The following is a 25,887-nucleotide window of genomic DNA, read 5'->3' as shown; positions in this document are numbered from 1 at the left end:
CCCTCTCGGTACACAACGGCACGCCACCGTTGTCAATCCACCACTTCCCGTACATCTCCACATACAAAACGCTCCAACCCCAAACAAAAAAAGGGCTGAAAATCAGCCCTCTCCCAATAGAATTTATTCTTTTTTGCCGTCTTTCGTATACGTCACAACGTTTGAGTTTTTATTCTCGGCAATTTCCTTCGCGCGCTCCACAGCTTCGTTTTTATATTGATAAGTTCCGGCTGCGCGCTCTGCCTTAACGGATTTCACTGTCCATTCGTCTCTTTCGTCGTCGTATTTCACAACAACGTCTTCATCCAGCAGATCCGGATTCGCACTTTCTGTATCGTGTGTGTCGTTTTTAGACGGATTATCTTCGTTTTCAAATTCTTTCTTTTCTTTATCCGACGCGTTTTTATACCAGTCTTTACCTTCGGATGTTGCGATTGGTATCGCACGCTCCTCACTGTATCCGCTGTCGAGCAGTGCATTTGCTATATCGATTATTTTCTTCCGTTCGAGTTCGTCAAAATTCTTCAGTGAATCGGGATAGTCCTGCATATTCCAAGCCATTATATCAGTCCTCTGCGATATTATTTAACTCATATCACTGTTCCCTTTTCACCGGCTGCTAAACTCCCTCTTTCGTATAGACGCTGACAATTTCATGATGCACATCTTCAACTGACTGCAGTTTCTGAAGTACTGTGTCAAGCGCATCTTCTTCTGCAAGGGTCAGCACTGTCGGACCGGCACCGCTGATTACCGTAGCAAGTGCTCCTGCATCCAGTGCAGATTTTTTAATGTCGTCGAATTCTTTAATCAGCGGCTGACGGTACGGTTCGTGGAAACTGTCTTTCATCATGAGCTCGCCCATCAGACCGTAATCTTTGTTATGAAGTGCCAGAATCATCACATTGGCAAGTGCGTTCTGTGCCACCGCTTCACTTCTAGTGTAAGCATTAGGCAGTACGTCGCGTGCCTCTTCAGTATTTATTTCATACTCCGGCACGCTGATAATCAGACCGATATTATCGAGGTCGAGATGATAGTAAAACAGCTCGCCGTCCTGATAATATCCGACGAAAGCACCGCCGGTAATACACGGACCGATGTTATCCGGGTGCCCTTCGATTTCACAGCCGAGGAGCACTTTATCGTGATCGGATAAGTTAAGTCCGAGGAAGTGATCAGCGATTTCGATACCTGCGACAATCGCACTGGATGACGAACCGAGACCGTGGGACAACGGAATTTCGCTCTGCATTTCGATGTGCAGCGCGGGCAGTTCCTTACCGTATTTACCGGCAATATTGCGTGCTGTCGTGAACACTAAATTTGTTTCATCGGACGGCAGCACGGATAATGCAAAGTCTTTAAACGATACTTTAAAAGTATCCGACAGATTCGCTTCAATATACAGAAATTTGTTAACAGCAACACCGATTGAATCAAATCCGAGTCCGAGGTTTGCACTCGACGCCGGGATTTTTAACGATAACTCAGCCATCCTACTGTTCCAGACTTTCGATATATTCTACGATAACCTGCTCATCCATCGGCAGTTTTTTCGGCTGGTCGAGTGCAACTTCCATCGCAGTGTCCGGGTCTTTCAGACCATTCCCAGTCAGCACGGTTACGACTGTGGAACCTTTTTTAATGCTGCCGTTTTCCACGGATTTAATGACACCTGCGAGTGATGCAGCAGAGCCCGGTTCACAGAATACACCTTCAGAAGATGCTACGCGTTTATAAGCCGCGAGAATTTCATCGTCTGTTACCGAATCGATTTTACCTCCTGATTCGTCGCGTGCCGCCACAGCTTTGTCCCAGCTTGCAGGGTTTCCGATACGGATTGCCGTGCCGACTGTTTCAGGGTTTTCGATAATTTCACCTTTAACGATTGCAGCGGAGCCTTCAGCTTCAAAGCCGAACATTTTCGGTAAAGCCGAGCCTTTTTTCTCGTTATATTCTTTAAACCCTTTCCAGTACGCCGCAATGTTTGCTGCGTTACCGACAGGTATACATAAGTAGTCCGGTGCCTTACCGAGTGCATCCACCACTTCAAAAGAAGCTGTCTTCTGACATTCGATACGGTACGGATTTAACGAGTTAACCAGTTCAATACCTTCGTTCTCTGCGGAAATTTTACGGACGATTTTCAGTGCATCGTCAAAGTTGCCGTCTATCGTTACAGTTTTTGCACCCGACATCATCGCCTGGGTTACTTTACCGACAGCCACTTTGCCCTCGGGCAGAATAACGATTGAATTCAATCCGGCACGAGCGGCATAAGCAGATGCTGCAGCTGATGTATTCCCCGTTGACGCACAAATTACAGTGTGTGCACCGTCTTCTTTCGCTTTCGCCACTGCAAGCACCATCCCCCGGTCCTTAAACGAACCTGTTGGGTTCAGACCTTCGAATTTTGCATGCAGTTCTATGCCGAGTTCAAGAGACAGCTTTTCCAATTTAATTAATGGAGTATTACCTTCATACAAAGTCAATTCCGGTGTGTTTTCTGTTACTGGTAAATATTCTTTATATTCTTTTAGGACACCCTGCCAAGTCATGATTATTCAGCTCCATTTATTTTATATGCCGCGGCAACCGCGAATTTATCTTTAATCTGCTGTAATACTGCACCGCTCATTTTAACCGTTCTGAACGCCGCTTCTTCTGTATCTATATTTTCAAACTGCACATCAAGTGAAGCAAGGAATGACTGTACATCGTGTAATGATTCATTAAATCTTAAATAGTATGCACTGTCTGCGAGCTCCTCAGCAAGTTCGCCGTTTTCTGCCGGCACATTTTTCGCTTCCGCTGTAATCACAGCACTGTTGATCATGTCGCTTACGACGGCTGATGCAGTTTCATAACTGCCGGCACCCGGACCGTAGAACATTGCTTCACCGAGCATATTTCCGTTAACGAATACCGCATTCTTTTCATAATGTACGTTCGCCAGCTGATGTGTCGTTTCAACGAAAATCGGTTCAACCGCAAGATTGTATTTACCCTGCAGATCTTCCGCCACACCGAGCAGTTTTAAAGTTAAGCCTGCACTTTTGGCTAGTTCTATATCTTTAATATCCACCCCCGAAATGCCGTTCAGCTTTACCTGATCGAGTGTGAACTTTTTATCGAATGCAAGGCGAGCAAGAAGCAGTGTTTTACGCGCTGCATCGATACCTTCTACATCGGCTGTCGGGTCCGCTTCTGCGTAGCCGATTGCCTGTGCATCTTTTAATGCATCGTCGTATTCCCAGCCGTCAAACGCCATCTTCGATAAGATGTAGTTCGTCGTACCGTTCAGAATTCCCATTACCTTTGATATCTTATTTGCATTTAAACTGTGCTGCAATGTGTGAATAATCGGAATGCCGCCTGCAACTGCCGCTTCGTAGTACAGCGCCGTATTATTCTCCGCAGCGGTCTGTTCCAGTTCATCGATATGAACAGCAAGCATATCCTTGTTCGCCGTCACGACCGGAATGCCTTTTTGTAAAAATCTTTTAATAATTTCTTTCGTGCTGTCGATACCTCCCATTACTTCCACTGCAAGGTCGATATCGGCATTTTCTATTTCCGTAATATCATCAGTCACCCGAATGTTTGATACATCAGCGGTTCTGGTCTTGGTCGTATCCGTAACCAAAACGTGGGTAATCGTAAAGCCCACCCCTGACGATGAATGTATCAAGTCTTCATTTTCTCGTATTAAATTAACGACACCGCTGCCCACAGTGCCCATACCGAGTAAAGCAATTTTCTTATTCATAGTGACCTCCAATATTGAGTTAGTTATAAACACTTATATTAGAGCGATTCAGAAAAAAATTCAAGATGTATTCTGAAAACTCTACACTTTTCTAAACTTTTAATGTATTATAAGACCCTAAAACTAATATAAAAAAAGGTGTTTAATATGAAAGTAGCTAAATTTGGTGGAAGTTCCCTGTCTAATGCAACACAAATTAAGAAAGTCGCATCCATAGTCCAAAACGATAAAAACATTAAAACCATCGTGGTGAGCGCGCCCGGAAAGAGACACGATGACGATGTAAAAGTAACCGATATGCTCATTGCACTCCACGCCAGCAAAATTTCCGGCCTCGATACCGAAGATGCTTTAAGTGAAATATTAAAACGCTATGAATCAATTATTGACGAACTTGCAGTCGACCGTTCGCTGCTCGATGATTTTGAAAACATTTTGCGCAGCTATTTAACGACGATTGAAGACGATGAAGAACTGCTCGATGCACTGAAGTCCCGCGGCGAAGATTTTAATGCCCGCCTGATCAGCTCCTACTTCAACTCGCTTGGTGTAAACGCTAAATACGTATCACCGGAAGAAGCAGGCATAAAAGTTACGAATACGCCTGCGAACGCAAGACTGATCCCTGGTTCATACGAAAACATCAGCAAATTAAAAGACTATCCCGAAGATGTTCTGGTCATTCCTGGATTTTACGGGATCGCAGACAACGGTAACATCGTGACGTTCGCACGCGGCGGTTCTGATATTACAGGTGCTATTATTGCACGCGGTATCCGAGCAGAACTGTATGAAAATTATACAGATGAATCACACATTTATGCAGCACATCCAGGCATTATCGACAATCCATACAAAATCGAGGAAATTACATACCGCGAAATGCGCGAACTTGCATATGCCGGTTTTGGTATTTTCCACGATGAAGCACTTGAACCGCTGTATCAGGAAAAGATCCCTGTTATGATCCGCGATACGAATGCCCCGCATATCGAGGGAACTAAAATTGTACCCGAACGCGACCTTGATCCGGATATTCCGGTTATCGGCTTCAGCTGTGATGAAGGATTTACTTCCATCTCACTGCACAAATATTTACTGAACAAAGAAGTCGGCTTTACGCGACGTATTTTGCAGATTCTTGAAGACTATCAGATTTCATACGAGCATATGCCTTCCGGGATTGATGATATTTCGATTATTATGCGTTCAAATCAGTTCGACAATAATGACTCTCTCGAGAAAATTATCGACGAAATCGATATTCAGCTTGAGCCTGAATGGATTGAAGTCGAAGAAGATCTGAGCATGCTCTTTATCGTCGGACTCGGCATGGCCCGTCAGGTGGGTATCGTCAGCCGTGTTACGGCAGCTCTCGCAAAAGAACAGGTCAACATCCGCATGATGAACCAGGGTTCAACGGAGTACAGTATGATGTTTGCAATAAAAACAAAAGATCATGAACCGGCAATTAAAGCGTTGTTTAAAGAGTTTTTCTGAGGGATTATCCTTTAACTAAAATACTGACACATCTATAATAAAGATTAGTATTTAAACTTTAGGAGTGACCGGCTTATGAGTCTTCAGACACGGGTGAATTATATTAACCGCTATCGTGAAATTGCAATGCAGTTCTCAAAAAGCGGACTGGGCTTCCTCATAGAAGAAATCGGTCTGGACCGCGTAATTTCACTGCCGAGGCGTATTTTACTGCGCCAGCAGAACGATGAAGTACTCGAGAAAACCTATGCGGAAAGAATCCGCATTTTTATCGAGGAAATGGGCACGACGTTTATTAAACTCGGCCAGATAGCGTCGATGAGAGGCGATTTACTCCCTCCGGATTTAATTGCCGAACTGGAAAAACTTCAGAGTCATGTGCCCCCGTTCCCGCCGGACGAAGCGCGCAGATTAATCGAAGAGTCCCTCGAAGCACCGATTGACGAGCTCTTTATGATTTTTGACGATAAACCTGTCGGCTCTGCTTCAATCGGCCAGGTTCACCGGGCAATGCTGCATACAGGTGAAGATGTCGCTGTTAAAATTCAGCGTCCAAATATTGAAAAGACGGTACGGACAGATCTTGAAATACTGCGCCATCTTGCGGGACTGGCCGAGTCGAATCTTGAATGGGCCCGTAACTATCAGGTGACGGATATGATAGATGAGTTTTCCGATGCTCTGATTAACGAGCTCGATTATACAATTGAAGCCCGGAACGTCGAACGTATCGGTAAAACACATAAGAACGACCCTGCCATTAAAATCCCTGAGATTTACTGGGAATATTCGACTAAAAATGTCATGGTCATGGACTTTATAAAAGGTGTGCCCGTGAATAATCTTATGAAGCTCGATGAGATGGGGATTAACAAAAGTGAGGTCGCAAATACACTGGCCCGTGCGATTTTCCAGCAAATATTTGAAGAGGGATATTTCCACGGCGACCCGCACCCCGGTAATGTCAGTGTTCTCGATGACGGCACGCTCGCCTTTTTAGACTTCGGCATGATCGGCCGGCTGACGAGCGACCTGAAAAATAATTTTGGTTCCCTGCTCATTTCATTGATGCGCAAAGACTCAGGCGGTGTCGTTAAAGCCATCGTTAAAATGGGTGTTGTGCCGGTTGATGTATCGATGCGTGATTTAAACCGCGAAGCTGAAATTATGCGGGACAAGTATTACGACGTGCCGCTCGCAAAACTGAACTTCAGCGATGCAGTCAATGATTTATTCGGCATTGCCAATAAGTATAAAATTAAACTGCCGCAGGACTTTACGATACTTGCGAAAACATTGCTCACGCTTGAAAGTGTCGTCAGTCAGCTGGATCCGGACTTCAGCATTATGGATGTTGCCGAGCCATTCGGAAAAGCACTGCTTCTCGAGAGGTATAATCCGAAAAATCTGCTGAATTTCCAGATTGATGAAATCCAGCAGCTCGGAAGTGAACTGCGCGAAGTGACAGAAAACGTTCATCAGTTTTCAAAAGGATTAAAAAATCAGAATCTGCCGATTGAAATTGATGTTAAAGGCCGTTCACAGTTTTCAAAACATCTCGACAGAGTCATTAACAGACTGTCGTTCAGTATTGTCCTTCTTGCTTTCAGTATCGTTATGGTCGGCTTAATCGTCGGTTCTGCGCTGCTTGGCGAGGGCAGTATTATATTCAGAATTCCCATTATAGAAATCGCCGCGATATTCGCAATGATTATGTTTGCATGGCTGTTATGGTCGATAGTCAAATCCGGACGATTTTAGTTTCAGACATAAACATAAACATAAACATAAACATAAACATAAACATAAACCCGTCCGCCGGATTGCTTTTTGGCAGTCCGGCGGACGGGTTTTATCTGTAAAAGTTTAATTGTTTAAATGTAGAACATATAGCCGTCAAAGTCGTCTGTATCATTATCGACTATATCGTGCAGTGTCGTATGGTCCAGCACATCGTTAACTGCATCCCTGATACGCTTCCACAAGAAACTTTCGTTTTTCGTTTCATGATTATCCGCATCGACAATCATAATGTTTTCCTCAACTGCACTGAATACCTGACCGACTGTAATTTCATCGGGCGGGAAATTCAGCTCATAGCCGCCGTAAGCACCTCTCGTACTTTTCACCAGGCCGTCTTTCTTTAAGTTCGCAACGATCTGCTCTAAATACAGGTCGCTGATATCGCGCTCTGTCGCGACTGATTTTACGCTGCGCTTTTTAACGCCGTAATCTTTCGCCAGAGTCAGCATAAAATACAAACCATATCTTCCGCGAGTGGATATTTTCATTCTTACACCTCAATAATTTTAGTTCATCTGTTCTTTGTATTATAATTAAATATAACATATCTTTTAAAATAAGGTGAAATACTATGAATAAACAACCATTAAGTTACCGCATGCGTCCGCAGTCGATCGATGAAGTGCTCGGTCAGCAGCATCTCGTCGGCAAAGGCGGAATTATCAGAAGAATGGTCGATGCAAAAAGACTGTCTTCGATGATTCTCTACGGCCCGCCGGGCATCGGTAAAACGAGTATCGCAAGTGCCATCGCAGGCTCAACTAAATATAAATTCCGCACGTTAAATGCCGTAACGGATACGAAAAAAGATATGCAGATCGTTGCAGAAGAAGGTAAGATGAGCGGCAGTGTGATACTGCTGCTGGACGAAATACACCGCCTCGATAAGGCAAAGCAGGACTTCCTCCTGCCCCACCTCGAAAAAGGCACGATTATTCTAATCGGGGCAACGACATCGAATCCATTCCACGCCATCAATCCTGCAATCCGTTCGAGGACCCGGATATTTGAACTGGAACCGCTCGACACCGAAGATATTAAAACTGCAGTATTCCGCGCTTTGGAAGATAAAGAACGCGGTCTTGGGGAATACAATATCGAAATAGAAGATGATGCTGTAGAACACTTCGTAACATCGGCACACGGAGATGTTCGGAGTGCACTGAACGCACTCGAACTCGCAGCGTTAAGTACGGAAACAAATGATGATGAGATCATTAAAATAACACTGCAGGATGCGCTCGACTGTATGCAGAAATCCGCATTCCTTCACGATAAGGACGGAGATATGCATTTCGATGTTATGAGCGGTCTGCAAAAATCAATCCGCGGCAGCGATGTCGATGCATCACTCCACTATCTCGCCCGCCTCATTGAAGCCGGGGATCTTGTAACAATCGCCCGCCGGCTGCTCGTTATCAGTTATGAAGACGTATCCCTCGCAAATCCGAACATTGCATCCCGTACACTGGACGCAATAATCAGTGCCGAGCGGCTCGGATTTCCGGAAGCACGTATACCTTTATCCCAGGCAGTTATAGAACTCGCACTCTCGCCAAAATCAAACACAGCGATTTCGAGCATCGACAACGCATTATCAGACGTCCGTAAAGGACGCGGCGGCGCTGTGCCTAGACACCTGCGCGACGGTCATTACAAAGGCGCGAAAGAACTCGGCAACGCGGTCGGCTACAAGTTCCCTCACAACTATCCTAACCACGTCGTCGCCCAGCAGTATCTTCCGGATACGCTGATCAACCAGCGTTACTATAAAGACGATGGCATTAGCAAATACGAACAATCATTAAACGAAACTTATCACAACCTTAAAAAAATGAACAAAGATTCGGATTACGGCCGTAAAAAATAATATATTTATGGTAAACCCGCCCTGGATGGGCGGGTTTATTTACGTTTTGGAGGTTCTTTGAGCGCTGCTGTGCCAATGAGCGAATTTCACTGTCACGATATACACCTTACTGTGACAAAGAGCAACGCTCACTGGCACGGTAAACGCACTACTGTGACAAAGAACTACGCTCACTGGCACGATAAACGCCCTACTGTGACAAAGAACACACCTCTCTGGCACAGTAAACGTCCTACTGTGACAATGAACACATCTCTCTGGCATGATAAACGCCCAACCCTCACAAAGAACACCGCTCGGATCATGATAAACGCTATACTCAATCAATGAGCACATCACGTGAGCCCACTCACAGATTCCCCATCAAAATCCACAAAAAATAGCCACCAAGTAAACTTGGTGACTACCGAAATACCCAACGTAAGCCGTGTGTTATAGTTGATTATTTTGGCCTGCTATTTGCAGGTGGGTGCCCTGTTTCCAACTCCAAACGTCCTACTGCGTACATAGGCTTGTTTTTCGAGGGAAAACCAATTAGGCTCCCGATAAAAAAGGTGTTAGGTCAAAATATAAGTCAACACATCACGAACTCTTCAGGAATTTCTATTAACACTATAATACCACATAATATTGAGAAGTAAAACAAAAAGCATGTAAGCGCTTTAAAATACCTGACAGACGTCGATATGACAATTCTCGCAATTGATTAAGTGACGCAGTTTTTCCATGTTATGAATCGTAATAATTTTTTGCTCTACCGAGATGATTCCTTCCCTCTTCAAATCGCCGAGCAGTCTGTTGACAACTTCACGGGATGTACCGCAAATGACGCCGAGTTCCTGGTTGGTAATTTTCGTCGTAATACGTATGCCTTCCGGCACTTCCTCGCCGAATGAGTTCGACAGCCGGATCAGGTTCGAGCACAGTGCACCGAGTTTGCCGTACATTACATTATCACGGATTTTCGTAATCGCACGCTGACGGTCGATTTCCATCCAGCGCATCCATTCGGTTTTTACCGTCTCATTGTCAAGCACCAGCGCCTCAAACTCTTTCTGCGGCAGCCTGCACACAGTTACATCGGTCTTCGCTTTTGCCGATGCTGTATGCGCCTTCGGCCCGCAAAACAGCGTAACTGCACCGAATATTCCCTTTTCTTTTAACAGGTTGGTTGCCAGTTCCGCCCCCTCTTCCTGCATTCTGCTTATAAACACCTGTCCCTGTTGAACTGTATAAATGTAAGCAGTCGGATCACCCGGATGATAAATAAATTCACCCTTTTTAAACGATATGCTGTTGCCGCTTTGTTCGATCAGGCTAATAAGCGTTTCGGGATAAAAGATGGTTTTATTATTCATGGTCGGCTCCTCCGTCATTTTATTAAATATTATCACAAAGTGTGATATTTATCACTTTTTTCCAAATGATTCTATTTTACAATTTAGCTATACAAAACGTATGGAAAAGAAGGTGAAATCATGACTGAAGAAAAGGACAAAATAACAGAGGTAGAAAATAAGCATGATGAGAATGACCATCACAAACTCGATCTGCGCGGTACTTTTATGATGGTTATGGCAATTGGCGGACTGATGCTGTTAAGCTGGTTCGGCGCATTTATTTTATTTATGGAAAGGATGTAAGGTGAACTGATATGCATAAATACGAAAAAATTTGGATTTCACTCGGAACAGCTTCTCTTGCAATATTTTTAATTATATTAGGTATTTCAGCTGTTCACGGCGGACACACGCCGGCTGCAAGCGGTATTGAAACAATACATCCGGAACATATACGCGAAGATGCGCGTTTCAGCGAACCCGGATTAAAAGAAGCGACTGAAGGCAGTCACGATTATGATCTGTACTTTATCGCGAGTGCATTTATGTACGAACCGGGAGAAGTTGAAATTCCGGCAGGTTCAACAGTTAAATTCCACGTCACAAGTCCGGACGTTGTTCACGGTTTCCAGGTCGTCGGCACAAACGTAAATATGATGGCTGAACCGGGATTAATTTCTACATATGAAATGACATTCGATGAACCAGGTGAACATCTTATTGTCTGTAATGAATATTGCGGTGTCGGACATGCAGATATGACATCGGTTATTAAAGTCGTAAATGGAGGTACTGAGAATGAGTAATTATACCGGTTCTGAAATTTTTTCAAGTAAAACAACAGTCGACAAAAAAGACAGCAGACTGATACTGGCCAACATGGCATGGGTTGCATTTGCACTGCTGATCGGCGGAACTGCCGGACTGCTGCAGACACTGGTCCGCTCGGGTCAGTTTGAGCTGCCTTTTGGCATCGGCTATTATCAGCTCTTAACGCTTCACGGTGTTATTCTTGCACTGGTTATGACATTCTTCTTCATAATGGGCTTTCAGATTGCTGCGCTCTCAAGAACTGCAGGTGCACTGAACAATACAGAACGGAGACTCGGATGGGTCGGTTTCTGGGTCATGACTGCAGGTACACTGATGTCAGCTTCGATGATTGCATTAAACGAAGCAACAGTATTATATACATTTTACGCACCGCTTCAGGCACATGCAATCCACTATATCGGTCTGACATTCGTCATCGTCGGGACATGGATTTCAGTAGCAGGCCAGCTGATGAGATACTTTAGATGGAGAAAAGAAAACAAAGGACAGAAAACACCGCTGTTAAGCTACATGACTGCAATTAACAACGTCATGTGGATCGTCTGTACGATTGGTGTCGCTTCAGCCGTCCTGTTCCAGTTTATCCCGTGGTCTCTCGGCTGGGTTGAGACGATAAACATTACGCTCAGCCGTACGCTGTTCTGGTACTTCGGCCACCCGCTCGTATACTTCTGGCTGCTTCCTGCTTATATGGTCTGGTATGCAATTATTCCGAAAGTATTAGGCACGAAAGGTTTCTCTGATAACCTCGCCCGTCTGTCATTCGTCCTGTTTCTGTTTTTCAGTATTCCGGTCGGAATTCACCACCAGCTTGTAGATCCCGGCATCGATGCATTCTGGAAAGGACTTCAGGTTGTACTGACATTCATGGTTATCGTACCGTCTCTAATGACTGCATTCAGTATGTTTGCCGTCTTTGAAACATACGGACGAAAGCAGGGTGCAACAGGTCTCCTCGACTGGTTTAAAAAGCTGCCGTGGACAGATGCCCGTTTTGCGCTTGTGTTTATCGGCATGCTGTTTTTCATTCCGGGCGGACTTGGCGGTATAATTAACGCCTCCGGCCAGATGAACCAGCTGATACATAACACTATATGGGTCGTCGGCCACTTCCACATTACAGTCGGCGCACCGGTTATACTGACGTACTTTGCTGCAATGCTGTTCCTGCTGCCGCACATTACCGGCAGAAAAATTGATAAAATTGCCAACAGACTCGGTCTGTTTCTGGCTTATACGTGGGCACTCGGTATGGGGATCATGTCCCTTGCGATGCACTGGGCAGGACTTCGGGGTGCACCTAGACGTTCGACGTTCTCTGAATACGGCGGAGCTGAAATAGCCGGGGAATGGATTACGTATCAGGTAATGCAGGCTGTCGGCGGTTCGTTTCTGTTTATCGCCATCATTATCGCTATACTGATGTTCCTGAAACTCATTACAGGACCAAAACAAACTGAACCGGAAGAGTTCCCGGTTGCAATGTTTATGGACCAGGACGCACCGCCTGTAAAATGGGTTGAAAACTGGCGGCTTTTAATCATCATTACAATATTCCTTATTTTAATCGCGTACACGGTACCGATTACACAGATGTTTACAGAAAATATACCCGGAGCAAAAGGATTCAGACTCTGGTAAATGCACAAAAAAACACTGGTGTTACACCAGTGTTTTTTCTTCATTTCCTTTGTGTTTTTCTTTACCGGCACTGACTAAATTAATTACCAGCCGTATAATTAAAGCTGTGATTATAAAACCGACGGCAATTCCGAACATGTTCAGAAAGAAGTATACCGGTTCACTTAAGTCGTGCATAAATGGTCTGTCTTCTGTATAAAAATAGTTGCTGCCGATAGCATTGTTTAACAGCTGCATACCTGTTAAATATACCGCAAACAATATTGCAGACTGGAATGAACCTTTCAAAGAAGGTATAAATCCATGCGTGAAATACCTGAAAATCGGATAGACGATTATTAAACTGTGCAGCATAAAGAACGATATACCCAGCATGTGAATTGCCGGTGAGATGCCGACGGGGTATATAAATGAAGCATATGCAAATAATCCAAAATAAAAAATTACCTGATCGAGCCATTCCTTTTTAACGAAAAATTGAATAATGATTAGATAACACACCACTCTGCAAATGTGCAGAGGCAGTGAATCAGTTACTGTAAACTCACCGATGATAACGTAATAGCTCACGCTGACAATCCGCTGAACAACAGCAAAAACCAGTATGCCGAGCATAACACGCCCGGAATTTTCTTTAATCTGATACCTGAACTTAAACAGTAAAAATAAAATGATTGCAATACCCGCGAGATAAATCGCGTGATTGTAATCCCCTATTTGTACTGTCTGTGCATTGGGATCAAGAAATGACTGCATATGCGCCTCCTATAAATTAAAAAAGATAAACTAAGGTCTTACAACCTCAGTTTACCCTTTTTTCTTAGTCTTTATCAACTTGTGTGTCTATATGCAGTTCTTTCAGCTGATCTTCTGACACACCCGACGGTGCGTTCATCATCAGGTCGCTTGCGTTTTGTGTTTTAGGGAATGCGATAACGTCGCGGATATTATCCGAACCTGTTAACAGCATAACGAAACGGTCAAGACCGTATGCAATTCCTCCGTGCGGCGGTGCACCGTACTGGAATGCTTCGATCAGGAAGCCGAACTGGCTGTCGCGTTCTTCGTCAGTAAAGCCGAGCGCTCTGAACATTCTCTCCTGCAGTTCAGCATCGCTGATACGGATTGAACCGCCGCCGAGCTCGTAGCCGTTAAGCACGATATCGTACGCATTGGCTTTCACTTCATGCGGTGCAGTTTCAAGCTTGCCGATATCTTCAGCTTTCGGTGACGTGAACGGATGGTGTGCCGCAAAGTAGCGCCCGAGTTCTTCATCGTACTCAAATAACGGCCAGTCCGTTACCCAGATAAAGTTGAACTGCTCTTTGTCAGTCAGACCAAGATCCTTGCCGAGTTTGTTACGGAGGTTACCAAGTGCGGCATGTACAACCGAATTTTTATCAGCGACGAATAATACAAGATCATCCGTACTTATCGATAATGTATCCGTTAATTCCTGTTTTTTCTCATCGTCGAAGAATTTCGCAATTGGTCCCTGCAGACCTTCTTCGTTTACTTTCATCCATGCAAGACCTTTCGCACCGTAGTTTTTAACGAATGCTTCAAGTTTGTCGATGTCTTTACGTGAAAAGTCAGGTGCAGCGCCCGGAACGACAATCGCTTTCACTGATCCGCCCGACTCAACAGCTGCTTTAAATACTTTAAAGTCAACAGTACTGCTGAACCCGCTTAAATCCTGCAGTTCCAGACCAAAACGAGTATCCGGTTTGTCGACGCCGTAGCGCGCCATCGCATCATCGTACGTAATACGCGGGAACGGTGCAGGAATATCAAGACCTTTAATCGTCTTCATCAAGTGCTGAATCAGACGTTCGTTCATATCGATAATATCTTCCTGGTCGGTAAATGACTTCTCGATATCGATTTGAGTAAACTCAGGCTGACGGTCGGCACGGAGATCCTCATCGCGGAAACATTTTACAATCTGGTAGTAGCGTTCCATACCCGAGAGCATTAACAGCTGCTTGTATATTTGCGGAGACTGCGGCAGCGCGTAAAACTCGCCCGGGTGAACACGTGACGGTACAAGGTAATCACGTGCACCTTCAGGTGTGGATTTCGACAGTACAGGAGTTTCAATATCCATGAAATCCTCTTCTGCAAGAAAATCTCTGACTGCTTTATTAATTTTCGAACGCGTTTTTAAAATATCCTGCAGTTTCGGACGGCGGAGATCAATGTAGCGGTACTTCAGACGCGTGTCTTCATTGATATTGTCATCGCTCACCTGGAACGGCGGTGTTTTCGCTTTAGCGAGAATTTCAATCTCTTTTGCGTACACTTCAATTTCTCCGGACGCGATATTTTTATTGACCTGTTTTTCATCGCGTTTTTTCACTGTTCCTTTAATATCCACTACAAATTCAGTACGGATTTTATCGGCAATGTTCAGTGCTTCTTCTGATACGTCAGGGTTGAATACAACCTGAATCAACCCGTTCTTATCTCTTAAATCGATAAAAATCAGTCCGCCAAGGTCTCGTCGTTTTTGAACCCAGCCCTGCAGATGAACTGTTTCTTCGACTTTTTCAAGTGTTACTTCATTAGAATATATACGTGTCATCTACAATTCCTCCAGTGTATTAATAATTTCGTCAAATGATAATTTCTCTGTTTCGCCTGTCGCCATTTCTTTTAAGCTTGCAGACTGGCTGTTTAATTCATCGTCACCAAGTACGACAGTGTATTGTGCATTTTTTCTGTCAGCATCTTTCATCTGTGCTTTCAGCTTGCGGTTTTCATAATCCATATCCGCACTGATGCCTCTCTTTCGCAGTTTGTGAAGCAGTGTCCCCGCAGCGTCACGCGCTTCATCAGTCATCGTGCAGATATATAAGTCGATTCCTTTATTTTCAGGAATTTCAATGCCTTCAGCTTCAAGTGCCAGCAGGAGACGCTCAATACTTAAAGCAAAGCCGATTCCCGTCTTATCAGGACCGTCCATCATCTCCAGCAGACCGTTGTAACGTCCGCCGCCGCACAGTGTCGTAATTGCACCGAAGCCCTCAGCATCGCTCATCAGCTCAAATGCAGTGTGCGTGTAATAATCCAGTCCGCGTACGAGATTGTAATCCACTTCATATTTAATGCCGAGTTCATCGAGCTTCGTCTTCACTGATTCGAAGTACGCTTTAGATTCATCGTTTAAATAATCGTAAATACGCGGTGCTGATTTCACCAGTTCGTGATCTCTGTCTTTTTTACAGTCGAGAATACGCATCGGGTTTGAATCAATACGCGTCTGGCAATCCTGGCAGAACTCACCGATACGCGGTGAGAAGTGTTCAACGAGTGCTTTGTTGTACTGTGCACGGCTGTCGATATCACCGATAGAGTTAATAACAAGCTTCAGGTTTTTCAGTCCGAATGACTGATATATGTGCATCAGCATGCTTAGCATTTCCACATCGATTAACGGATCTTCAACACCGATTGCCTCAACACCAAACTGAACAAACTGACGGTAGCGTCCTTTCTGTTTACGTTCGTAGCGGAACATCGGTGCAACATAGAATAATTTAACCGGCTGCTCCACGTTGTGCTGCATTTTATTTTCGATGTAGCTGCGCACTACCGGCGCTGTCCCTTCCGGACGCAGTGTTAAGCTGCGGTCTCCTTTATCCTGAAACGTATACATTTCCTTGTTTACAATATCAGTTGAACCGCCGACTGCTCTTACGAAAAGGTCGGTAGATTCAAACACCGGTGTACGGATCTCATCGTAATTGTAGTTTTTTGCGATTTCAAATAGTTTCTTTTCAACGAACTGCCATTTATAAGACTCGGAAGGCAGTATGTCCTGTGTTCCTCTCGGTACCTGTATCATTTCAATCACTCCTGAATGTTTTATATAAAATAAAAAGCCCCTCATACCGAATAACGGTATAAGGGACGAAATGGTCGTGTTGCCACCCTAGGTTCAGCACAAATAAATATGTACTCTCTATTACAGATAACGGCTGTGACCGCTGTATATACAGCTTCTTATACGAAGTGTCGGCAAGTATCATTTGAAGTATTCACTTTCAGCCCGGGGTGAATTTCTCTGTGACTCATTATAGATACTCTCTTCGTTACGAAGTAAATGTATTAAGTTTGAATTATGTTCTTTATAATAGTCAGATTATATATCTTTGTCAAGCTAACGGTTTAAATAACTGTGGATTCCTTCCATAATTGCCGTCACCATTTCGCCCTGATAATCTTCCTGATTTAAAATATAGTCATCGAACTCATTGCTTAAATAGCCGAGCTCAATCAGCACGCCCGGATAATCGAGCTGCCAGACCACCTGGTATTCCATCACCTGGTTGCCCCGGTTATACAGCAGCGAACGCTTATCGAGCGCCGCGTTTAAATGCTGTCCGAATTCTTCCTGATTCGGATAAGTGTAATAGGTCGTAAATCCTGAAATTGCCGGATCATCGAAGGCATCACTGTGCAGGCTGATAAATAAATCCGCCTCTACCTTTCGCCCGTCGAGACTGACCGTTTCGTCTTTGCCGCGCGTCATAATGACTTTTGCCCCGGCATCCGTCAGCTCCTGTTCAAGCTCTGATGCGATTGAATAGACGACGTGATCTTCATCCTCACCGTATTTGCTCGGTGCACCGGGATCATCTCCCCCGTGGCCGGGATCTAGTGCAATTGTTGTACCGCTGAAATCATAATCCATTTCTTCCTCAACATCATCGTTACTGAAATCCATCGTAATTAAATCCTCCGGCTCATGCAGCACATTTTTATAAATGTAAGCAGATGCCAGTACGATAATCAATGCGATGATAATGAAGAACAGCGGTTTAATATACAGATGTTTTTTATACTTCAGAAAATAACCGGCTGCATCCAGCAGTTTTTTGAAGCCTTTTTTTATTGAATCCATCAGACTATTTTACCGCCCTCGGCTTCATAAATAATCGTAATCGGACCGGAATTAGTCAGCTTCACGTCCATATGCTCACCGAAGAACCCTTCTTTTACGACAAGGTCTTCTGCACGCAGTGCTTCGTTAAATACTCTGTAAAGCACTCGGGCGTCTTCGCCTGAAGCAGCTCCGGTAAAGCTCGGACGGTTGCCTTTAGCTGTTGAGGCATACAGTGTAAACTGAGACACACTTAAAATCTCGCCGCCGACTTCTTTAATCGATAAATTAATTTTACCGTCTTTATCTTCAAAAACACGGGCATTCGCAATCTTGCGTGCAAGGACACGGGCATCTTCTTCTGTCGAAGTTTTACTGACACCTACAAGCAGACAGTAGCCGTCGTTTATTTCATTATACATTTCGTTATTGGCAACAAGTGCGTGTGAAACTTTCTGTAAAATGATTTTCATCCTTTATACCTCACTTAAATACGCGTTCAACGCTGTATATGTCTTTTAATTGTTTGATTCTGTCGACTGCACGGTGCAGTTCATGTTTGTTCGGCACCATAATCGATAAGCTGACTTTCGCCTGCTTCGTTTCGTCTGCAAGTCCGTTTACTCGTGTAATCGGCACTTTCAGACTGGAAATTAAGTTCAGTATTTCATTGACGAGTCCGTTCCGGTCGTAACCTGTAATTTCAAGGTCAACCTGATAACGTTTGTCGACACTCTTATTACCGACCCACTCCACATCGATCAGCCGCTCGGTTTCATGAACGATATTCGGACAAGTCACCACGTGTACTTTTACTCCGTGGCCTTTTGTTATATAACCGATAATATCATCGCCCGGGATCGGATTACAGCATTTGGATAAGTTGATGAGCATGTTATCCATACCTTCAACATATACACCGGATTCTGTCGTAATTTCCTTATAGTGGTGCGTGCGGTCGATTTCTTCGATCTGATTGGTCTTCGTTTCCGCTTCTTTAATCTTTTCAAGGAGACGGTTCGTCACCTGGTTTGCAGTGACTCCGCCGAAGCCGATCATTGCAAACAGGTCATCTTCCTCGTTCAGATTATATCGTGAAAGCACACCGGCAACATTGTCTTCCTGAATGACGTCATCCGGATTGTAGCCGCGCACTTTAATTTCCTGATCAACTGCCTGACGGCCCTTTTCGATATTGACTTTACGGTCCTGCTTTTTAAAGAATGACCGGATTTTATTCCGTGCACTGGACGTTTTAACCATTTTCAGCCAGTCGATACTCGGACCGTATGACTGTTTGCTCGTTCTGATTTCCAGAATATCCCCGGTTTCAAGTTCGTGATCTATCGGCACAATTTTGCCGTTCACTTTTGCACCGACCATTTTGTTCCCGACTTCCGAATGGACCTGATAGGCAAAGTCAATTGGAATTGCACCCTGCGGCAGTTCAATAACATCACCGTCGGGTGTAAATACGTAAACTTTATCGCTTAATAAGTCTGTTTTCAGTGCAGCCATAAATTCTTCTGCATCCGGATTGTCTGTTTCATTGCCGACAATATCTTTAAACCAGTCTAATCGCGCATCAAGCGATGCCTTATCGGCACTGACACCTTCTTTGTAAGCCCAGTGTGCTGCGACACCGTGTTCTGCAATTTCATGCATCTCGTGTGTGCGGATCTGGATTTCAAGCGGGTCCCCGTTCGGTCCGACAACAGTCGTATGAAGGGACTGGTACATGTTCGGTTTCGGCATTGCGATATAGTCTTTAAAACGTCCCGGCATCGGTCGCCAGATTGTATGAATAATACCGAGCGCCGCATAACAGTCACGCACATCATTGACGAGCACGCGGATGGCCAGCAGGTCAAATATCTGTTCGAACTGTTTTGAGCTTTTCTGCATCTTTTTATAGATGCTGTATATATGTTTCGGACGCCCCGATAAATTATGACTTATTGCCGTGTCATCGAGTTCCGAATCAATTTTTTCTATGGCTTCGTCGATTACGTTTTCCCGTTCACTGCGTTTCTTTTTCATCAGACTGACGATACGGAAATACTGTCCGGGCTCTATGTATCTGAGCGATATGTCTTCCAGTTCCCATTTAATGCTTGAGATACCGAGACGGTGAGCGAGCGGTGCATATATTTCCAGCGTCTCGCGGGAAATCCGGACCTGTTTTTCTTCAGGCATGGCTTTCAGCGTGCGCATATTGTGCAGACGGTCTGCGAGTTTAACTAGAATCACCCGTATATCTTTTGCTATTGCGATAAACAGCTTGCGGTGGTTTTCAGCCTGCTGTTCCTGCTGCGAACGGTATTTTACTTTTTCAAGTTTTGTTACACCGTCTACGATAATTGCTACTTCTTCATTGAACATGCCAATCAGGTCATCAAAAGTGTACGTCGTGTCTTCAACGACATCGTGCAGAAAACCTGCAACAATTGTCGGTGCGTCGAGTTTCAGCTCTGCTAAAATTCCCGCAACCTGTACAGGGTGTGCGATATAAGGCAGACCATTTTTACGGAACTGTCCCTCATGTGCTTCACGTGCCAGCTCATATGCCTTTTTGATCATCTGCATATCACTGTCGTCAAGATATTCAACACACATATTAAAAACATCTGATGCTTCATACGGGTATTCCTTGTCCATGATCACGCCACCCTTCCGTAAATTCATATATAAAATAATAATACTACAAATATATATCTAAAGAAACAGCACTATAAAGAAAAAAGCCTGTATATACAGGCTTTTCTTAGCTTTCGTACTTGATTAATGAAATTGTATCATAACCTTCAAGTAATTCCATTCCATTTAAATATTCGAGTTCAATAAGGAATGCAATACCCACTACAATGCCGCCCATGGCTTCAATTAGTTTAATCGTCGCCATGATTGTGCCGCCTGTAGCTAACAGGTCATCTGTAATAAGTACACGCTGACCGGGCTTAATTGCGTCTTTGTGCATTGTCAGCACATTTGTGCCGTATTCAAGATCGTATTCAAATTCCAGTACTTCGCGAGGCAGTTTGCCTTTTTTACGTACCGGTGCAAAACCGATTCCCATGCTGTAGGCAACCGGGCAGCCGATAATAAATCCGCGTGCTTCAGGTCCGACAACGATATCTACATCTTTTGCTGCTGCGTAGTCTACAATCTGGTCCGTTGCATATTTATATGCCGGACCGTTGTCCATAATTGTAGTGATGTCTTTAAAACTGACACCTTCTTTCGGCCAGTTTTCAACTTCTGATACATACTGTTTTAAATCCATAATTTCCTCCAATTTACGTTGTGATCAATGTACGTAAATAATCTTTCATATTTTGGCCGGAGGACATTTTAAGTTTTGCCTCGGCTTCAATTTTAGTAGTTAAGCGTTTTAAATATTGACTGTTTTCTATATTAATTACGCTTTGTACCTCATCCTTATATACTATACCACTTTCCAGACGGATTCGTGACAAATCTGCTAAAATATCGATAATTATTTTTAAATTTCTCATCGAGGTGCCGATACGCTTCGCAAGGTGCGGTGCATGAATAGTTAAATCGATTGCGCCGTCTTCTGCATTCATAATAAGCTCATCTGTCTGTTCGATTAACTGCTTTGACGGCAGTCCTTCAAAGAACAGTTCGTTTCTGTCATTAAAAATAACGAAAATCTTGGATGCCTGCAGTCCTTTCAGAGACGTTTTCAGCTCTTCCAGGTCGTAAGGAATATCACGGAGCACGAGAGTATTGACTGCGATAGGCAGTGCTTCGCCATATTTAAAATAATTTTCTTTATCGTTAGTGTCTTCATTTATCAGGAACAAATCATCCTGTTTAATCAGTGAAAAGTCCTGTTCGTTTTTCGACCGCATATCGATAATCTGAAGATCATCAATTCTCGCATCCATGAGCACCATCTGCAGTGTTCGCTTATGGTTAAAGTCGTTAATATTCAGCGTACCGATTAAACTGATTTTATCCCCGCTCTGCACTTCATTGTGCAGAAAACCGAACTTAAATCCAATAATATCGATATCGAGTTCCTGCAGTGTAATTTTTATATGTGATAAGTCCTTGCCGACCTGTCGGATACTTTTAACCGTCTGATTTGTAATCATAAATACCGGCGTATTAAAATCTTTGCCGAACGGCTTCAGGCGTCTGATACGTTCAAATTCCTTCAGGGTCAGGTTATCATTTGTCACTTTGTAATCAACATACTGAACCGGCTTTAAGTTTAAAGCCAGTTCATTGAAATGTCCGGTCACTGTCTTTTTAAATTCTTCAATCGAATCTTCATAAACAGACAATCCGAGCGCCTGTGCATGACCGCCGAGCGTATTGTAGTAATCGGGAAACTTCTTCAGCATGCCGAGAAGATCGATACCCTCAATTGATCGCGCTGAGCCTTTATATACATCGAAGTCGTTTGACATGACAACAGCCGGTTTGCCGAATTCATCGACGAGCCGTGATGCCACAATGCCGAGTACACCCTGGTGCCAGTCATCTCCTGTGACGATATTGATTTCATTATTTTCATCGACCTGTTCAGCCGCTTCTTTATAAATCGTTTCAACAAGCGCTTTTCGTTCCGTGTTGAGTTCTTCGATAGCCGATGCAATTTCGTACGCACGGTTTTCATCGTCCGCCATTAGCAGCTCCACTCCGATTGATGCCTCATCCATACGGCCTGTTGCATTCAGCCTGGGTGCTATAGTGAAACCGATTGTCTCCTCATCGATACTGCCTGAATGGTTGCTCATTTTCAACAGAGTCGATAATCCGAGCGGCATACGCTGGTTCAGTTCCACAAGACCACGTGTTACAAGATATTTGTTTTCATCGGTCATGGAGACGATATCAGCGACTGTCCCGATTGCAACGAGTCCCAGATATTCATCTTTATCGAGTCCGAGAGCCTGCAGCACTTTATATGCCGCACCAACCCCTGCAAGATGCTGAAACGGATATTTGCTGTCAGGAAATCCTGCATGGACGATCACTGCATCGGGAATTTCATCAGCAAACTCGTGATGGTCGATAATCACTGCATCGATATCGTTCTCACGGAGCAGTGCAATCTCTTTCGCTGCTGCTACACCGTTATCTACGGTAATCACAAGATCCACATTGCCGACAACTTCAAATTCAAAGAAATCATAGTTCGGCCCGTAACCGTGTTCCATGCGATTTGGAATAAAATAAAAGACGGTTTCATTTTGTGCTTTCAATGCATCGTACAAAATCGTCGTACTCGTAATTCCGTCAGCATCGTAATCTCCGTAAATTAAAATTCGGGAGTCATTGTCCAGATGCTTTTGAATCACCTGAGCCGCTTCATTTATATTCGGCATATACTGCCAGTTATATTCAGACGGTGCCAGTATTTCGTCGACTTTTTCCGTAGAATGATAGCCGCGGTTTTCAAGCAGCGTTGTTTCCAGATGATTCAGCTTATATTCTTTTTTAATGTCTTCACTCAGCTTTTGTGTACGTTCACGTACCTGCCATGTATATTTTGATGTAAACATAATTATCACCTTTTTAAAAAACGCCCGGGCGCACCCGGACGTTTTGATTTACTATTTTTACACTACCACTTTATCGTCATTTTTTGACTTCTCTGTGTAAACTGTAACTTCACCGCCCAGTTTTCTAAGCTGTCTGCGTTTTAATACGCCCCACAGCTGAATCGCGATAAAGAACGAAGAATACACACCGCTCACAAGACCGATTAACAGTGCGAGTGAGAAGTTGAAAATTGACGCTGCACCGAAGAACACGAGGAACACAACAACGATTAATACAGTAAGTACCGTATTGATCGAACGTGTTGCTGTCTGTCTCAGCGACCTGTTGATGACCATATTAATCTCAGCTTCGCTTCTGAACACTTTAATCTTACGGTTATTTTCACGTATTCTGTCCATCGTCACAATTGTGTCGTTAATTGAATATCCGACGACCGTTAACACTGCTGCAATGATCGTGATATCCACTTCGATACGGAATATAGAAAATACAGCCAGTATAATCAGGACGTCGTGCAGAAGTGCCACCACTGCCGGCAGCGCCATTCTCCATTCAAACCGGATCGAAGCATAAATAATAATACCGACTGATGCGATAATCAGTGCAATAATTGCATTCTGCGCAAGTTCCTGACCGATTACAGGACTGACAGTACTGACCATCGGCTCATGTCCGTACATATCATTAAAGTGAGTCTGCATGGAAGTGACTTCTTCCTGTGCCAGATCCACACCGTAACGTGCTACGACCGTATCTTCTCCCGATACCGTCAGGTTTTCAGGCGGAATGCCGAGCGACTCAAGTTCACTTTCAACCTGCTCAACAGATGCATTGCCGTCCGTAGTAATATCCGCTCTCGTACCGCTCGTGAAGTCGATACCGAGATTCAGCTTAAAGATAAACAGGATTATCAGACCTGCTGCGAGGAGCAGCCCGCTGAAGATGAAAAACTTATTCGCGTGTTTGATAAAATCAAAACGGTCCCACGGTGTGGTTAAGTCTTCAATATCCTTACCTTCTGAAATGCTGTGTGTATTTTTCGTACTGACACCGAACCAGCCGTTTTTACCGCGTGCGTAGTTCGACTGAACGAACAGTGACATAATGACACGGGTCAGGAATACTGCTGTGACAAAGCTCATTATAATCGACAGCATCAGCATTGTTGCAAAACCTTTAACACTGCTCGTACCAAAAATGAACAGTACTACTGCAGCAATTAATGTCGTCAGGTTGGCATCCACTATCGTCCACAGTGAAGAGGATGCCGCTTTTATATAAGCCTGTTTTAAGCTGCGTCCGATGCGCAGTTCATCTTTCAGCCGTTCATACAGTATAATGTTCGCATCGACTGCCATACCGACACCTAAAATCAGTGCCGCAATACCCGGCAGTGTCAGTACACCGCTGATTGCATTAAACCCTGCAAGTGTCAGGAATATATAAACCGTCAGTGTAATGACTGCAACGAGTCCCGGGATACGGTAGAATATCAGCATAAACAGGAAGACGAGCGCAACACCGATTAAACCGGCAGTAACCGTCTCATCTAGCGCCTGTTCACCGAACTGGGCACCTACTGAAGTGGAATACACTTCTGTCAGTTTAACCGGCAGTGAACCGGAGTTTAAGAGCGCGGCTATATTCTGTGCACGCTCTACACCTTCCTGCCCTTCAAATCCGCCTGAAATCATCACGTCAGTCGAGTTGATCGGCTGTGATACTGTCGGTGCAGAGATGAATTTCGGATCTTCTTTCAGAACTTCGGTTTTAAATGAATCTTCACCTTCAACGAAGTCCATCCATATAACCATCAGGTTTTCACCCGGCGGTCTTTTTGAAATTTCTTCAGTCACTTCTTTAAATTTGTTGTTATCCCGCAGTTCAAGAGATACCATAGCGTTATTCATCTCATCATAGTCCTGCGAAGCTCCGCCCTGGACAAGATCTTTACCGGATAACAGAACATTATCGTCCACGTCACGGATTGTCAGTTCAGCCTGCGTACTTAACAGCTCGCGGGCTTCCTGCTGATCATCGACACCTGCAAGCTGCACCCGGATTCTGTTGTTATCCTCGATTTGTATATTCGGTTCGGAAACACCGAGTACGTTAACCCTCGCGTCCAGCGTGGATGCTGTACTCCGGACCGCCTTCTCATCAATCGTATCCCCTTCTTCAAGCGGTTCAACCTGATAAAGCACTTCAAAACCGCCCTGGAGATCCAGTCCGAGATTTACATCATTCAATACATCTTTCAGCGTTAATGCGATTGTTGTAAACAGTACGACAACAATCATCAGAGCAATAATTAATTTACTGGATTTCTTTTTCACGTGTACACCTCTAACTTTTACAATGAGTTAATTATAACGTTAAAAATTCCAAAGTTAAATAAAAAAAGCCGACGAACGCCGACTTTGGTTTTCATGTATTTATTTTACAACTTCTTTTAGTGCAACACGGTCAAACTTAAGAACAGCCGACTCGTCAGTACGTAGGTACATGTGCTTCTGGTCGAATGATTCTACTGTGCCGTGCATGCCGCCGATTGTAATAACTTCATCGCCTTTTTGCAGTCCTGCCTGCATTTCCTGAACCTGCTTCTGTCTCTTTTGAGCCGGGCGGATCATTAAGAAATACATAACTAAAACTAAAACGATTATCGGTGCGAAAGTTACGAGTAATTCCATTGCGCAATTTC

22 protein-coding genes and 1 other RNA gene are annotated in these 25,887 nt (G+C 44.2%); 6 read left to right on the top strand and 17 right to left on the bottom strand.

The genetic code is table 11. The features are described 5' to 3' along the window. Window positions 1-123: 123 nt before the first annotated feature. The 4 genes from RZ44_RS03415 to RZ44_RS03400 are packed head-to-tail and all read right to left on the bottom strand — an operon-like array spanning window position 124 to window position 3,772. Window positions 124-561 (bottom strand): DUF2188 domain-containing protein, encoded by a 438-nt coding sequence (locus tag RZ44_RS03415; RefSeq protein ID WP_035808513.1) that lies wholly within the window; start codon window positions 559-561, stop codon window positions 124-126. 58 nt (window positions 562-619) lie between these two features. Continuing rightward, window positions 620-1,498 carry a homoserine kinase gene (gene thrB / locus RZ44_RS03410; protein WP_035808506.1) on the bottom strand — a complete coding sequence of 293 codons (879 nt, stop codon included), beginning with the start codon at window positions 1,496-1,498 and terminating at the stop codon, window positions 620-622. A 1-nt stretch (window position 1,499) separates the two neighbouring features. Continuing rightward, the gene (gene thrC, locus RZ44_RS03405) at window positions 1,500-2,561 is read right to left on the bottom strand and encodes a threonine synthase (RefSeq protein WP_035808504.1); all 1,062 of its coding nucleotides are present in this window, start codon (window positions 2,559-2,561) and stop codon (window positions 1,500-1,502) included. 2 nt (window positions 2,562-2,563) lie between these two features. Then, entirely contained in the window at window positions 2,564-3,772 is a 1,209-nt protein-coding gene (locus tag RZ44_RS03400) for a homoserine dehydrogenase (protein WP_035808502.1), read from the bottom strand. A gap of 147 nt (window positions 3,773-3,919) precedes the next feature. Between RZ44_RS03400 and RZ44_RS03395 the strand changes: the two genes are divergently transcribed. Both RZ44_RS03395 and RZ44_RS03390 read left to right on the top strand, forming a co-directional pair. Then, window positions 3,920-5,272, top strand: a complete 1,353-nt coding sequence (locus tag RZ44_RS03395) for an aspartate kinase (protein WP_035808501.1) — start codon at window positions 3,920-3,922, stop codon at window positions 5,270-5,272. Window positions 5,273-5,347: 75 nt separating this feature from the next. Continuing rightward, window positions 5,348-7,033 carry an ABC1 kinase family protein gene (locus RZ44_RS03390; RefSeq protein WP_052108769.1) on the top strand — a complete coding sequence of 562 codons (1,686 nt, stop codon included), beginning with the start codon at window positions 5,348-5,350 and terminating at the stop codon, window positions 7,031-7,033. A 113-nt stretch (window positions 7,034-7,146) separates the two neighbouring features. Here RZ44_RS03390 and RZ44_RS03385 read toward each other — a convergent pair whose 3' ends face one another. Beyond that, entirely contained in the window at window positions 7,147-7,563 is a 417-nt protein-coding gene (locus RZ44_RS03385) for an RrF2 family transcriptional regulator (RefSeq protein ID WP_035808498.1), read from the bottom strand. Window positions 7,564-7,646: 83 nt separating this feature from the next. Between RZ44_RS03385 and RZ44_RS03380 the strand changes: the two genes are divergently transcribed. Then, on the top strand, window positions 7,647-8,945 hold the full coding sequence (locus tag RZ44_RS03380; RefSeq protein ID WP_035808496.1) for a replication-associated recombination protein A: 1,299 nt from the start codon (window positions 7,647-7,649) through the stop codon (window positions 8,943-8,945). A 408-nt stretch (window positions 8,946-9,353) separates the two neighbouring features. Here the strand turns inward: RZ44_RS03380 and ssrS are convergent. Next, window positions 9,354-9,548: non-coding RNA, 6S RNA (ssrS, locus tag RZ44_RS11125), on the bottom strand. A gap of 59 nt (window positions 9,549-9,607) precedes the next feature. Beyond that, window positions 9,608-10,303 carry a Crp/Fnr family transcriptional regulator gene (locus RZ44_RS03375; RefSeq protein ID WP_035808493.1) on the bottom strand — a complete coding sequence of 232 codons (696 nt, stop codon included), beginning with the start codon at window positions 10,301-10,303 and terminating at the stop codon, window positions 9,608-9,610. Between the two features lie 120 nt (window positions 10,304-10,423). On the opposite strand from RZ44_RS03375, the gene RZ44_RS11235 reads away from it, so the two are divergent. Genes RZ44_RS11235 through RZ44_RS03365 form a run of 3 tightly spaced genes read left to right on the top strand, consistent with a single transcriptional unit; the run spans window position 10,424 to window position 12,760 of the window. After that, a complete protein-coding gene (locus RZ44_RS11235) occupies window positions 10,424-10,588 on the top strand; it encodes a cytochrome c oxidase subunit 2A (protein WP_141638974.1) in 165 nt (54 codons plus the stop codon). Between the two features lie 11 nt (window positions 10,589-10,599). Beyond that, a complete protein-coding gene (locus RZ44_RS03370; protein WP_035808491.1) occupies window positions 10,600-11,091 on the top strand; it encodes a cytochrome c oxidase subunit II in 492 nt (163 codons plus the stop codon). Next, window positions 11,084-12,760: a b(o/a)3-type cytochrome-c oxidase subunit 1 gene (locus RZ44_RS03365; RefSeq protein ID WP_052108766.1), complete on the top strand. Its 1,677-nt coding sequence runs from the start codon at window positions 11,084-11,086 to the stop codon at window positions 12,758-12,760. The genes RZ44_RS03370 and RZ44_RS03365 overlap by 8 nt, the downstream gene beginning before the upstream one ends. A 21-nt stretch (window positions 12,761-12,781) precedes the next feature. Here RZ44_RS03365 and RZ44_RS03360 read toward each other — a convergent pair whose 3' ends face one another. From RZ44_RS03360 to yajC, 10 genes are all read right to left on the bottom strand, one after another. Continuing rightward, window positions 12,782-13,516 (bottom strand): YwaF family protein, encoded by a 735-nt coding sequence (locus RZ44_RS03360; RefSeq protein WP_035808488.1) that lies wholly within the window; start codon window positions 13,514-13,516, stop codon window positions 12,782-12,784. 64 nt (window positions 13,517-13,580) lie between these two features. Then, window positions 13,581-15,344 (bottom strand): aspartate--tRNA ligase, encoded by a 1,764-nt coding sequence (gene aspS, locus RZ44_RS03355; protein ID WP_035808486.1) that lies wholly within the window; start codon window positions 15,342-15,344, stop codon window positions 13,581-13,583. Next, entirely contained in the window at window positions 15,345-16,607 is a 1,263-nt protein-coding gene (gene hisS, locus RZ44_RS03350; protein WP_035808484.1) for a histidine--tRNA ligase, read from the bottom strand. A 315-nt stretch (window positions 16,608-16,922) separates the two neighbouring features. Beyond that, window positions 16,923-17,666, bottom strand: coding sequence for an N-acetylmuramoyl-L-alanine amidase family protein (locus RZ44_RS03345; RefSeq protein WP_035808483.1), 744 nt, complete (start codon window positions 17,664-17,666; stop codon window positions 16,923-16,925). After that, a complete protein-coding gene (dtd, locus tag RZ44_RS03340) occupies window positions 17,666-18,118 on the bottom strand; it encodes a D-aminoacyl-tRNA deacylase (RefSeq protein ID WP_035808480.1) in 453 nt (150 codons plus the stop codon). The genes RZ44_RS03345 and dtd overlap by 1 nt, the downstream gene beginning before the upstream one ends. 10 nt (window positions 18,119-18,128) lie before the next feature. Beyond that, entirely contained in the window at window positions 18,129-20,303 is a 2,175-nt protein-coding gene (locus tag RZ44_RS03335) for a RelA/SpoT family protein (protein ID WP_035808477.1), read from the bottom strand. A gap of 106 nt (window positions 20,304-20,409) precedes the next feature. Next, entirely contained in the window at window positions 20,410-20,928 is a 519-nt protein-coding gene (locus RZ44_RS03330; RefSeq protein WP_035808474.1) for an adenine phosphoribosyltransferase, read from the bottom strand. Window positions 20,929-20,941: 13 nt separating this feature from the next. Then, window positions 20,942-23,182 carry a single-stranded-DNA-specific exonuclease RecJ gene (recJ, locus tag RZ44_RS03325; RefSeq protein ID WP_035808471.1) on the bottom strand — a complete coding sequence of 747 codons (2,241 nt, stop codon included), beginning with the start codon at window positions 23,180-23,182 and terminating at the stop codon, window positions 20,942-20,944. 57 nt (window positions 23,183-23,239) lie between these two features. Beyond that, a complete protein-coding gene (gene secDF, locus RZ44_RS03320) occupies window positions 23,240-25,519 on the bottom strand; it encodes a protein translocase subunit SecDF (RefSeq protein ID WP_074431611.1) in 2,280 nt (759 codons plus the stop codon). Between the two features lie 99 nt (window positions 25,520-25,618). After that, a complete protein-coding gene (gene yajC, locus RZ44_RS03315; RefSeq protein ID WP_035808468.1) occupies window positions 25,619-25,876 on the bottom strand; it encodes a preprotein translocase subunit YajC in 258 nt (85 codons plus the stop codon). Between the last annotated feature and the right edge of the window lie 11 nt (window positions 25,877-25,887).

Origin of the sequence: Jeotgalicoccus saudimassiliensis (assembly GCF_000756715.1) — a bacterium.
In the GTDB taxonomy this organism is placed as follows: Bacteria; Bacillota; Bacilli; order Staphylococcales; family Salinicoccaceae; genus Jeotgalicoccus; species Jeotgalicoccus saudimassiliensis.
The sequence above is the reverse complement of the archived record's forward strand: the minus strand, read 5'-3'. Positions and strand labels throughout refer to the sequence as shown.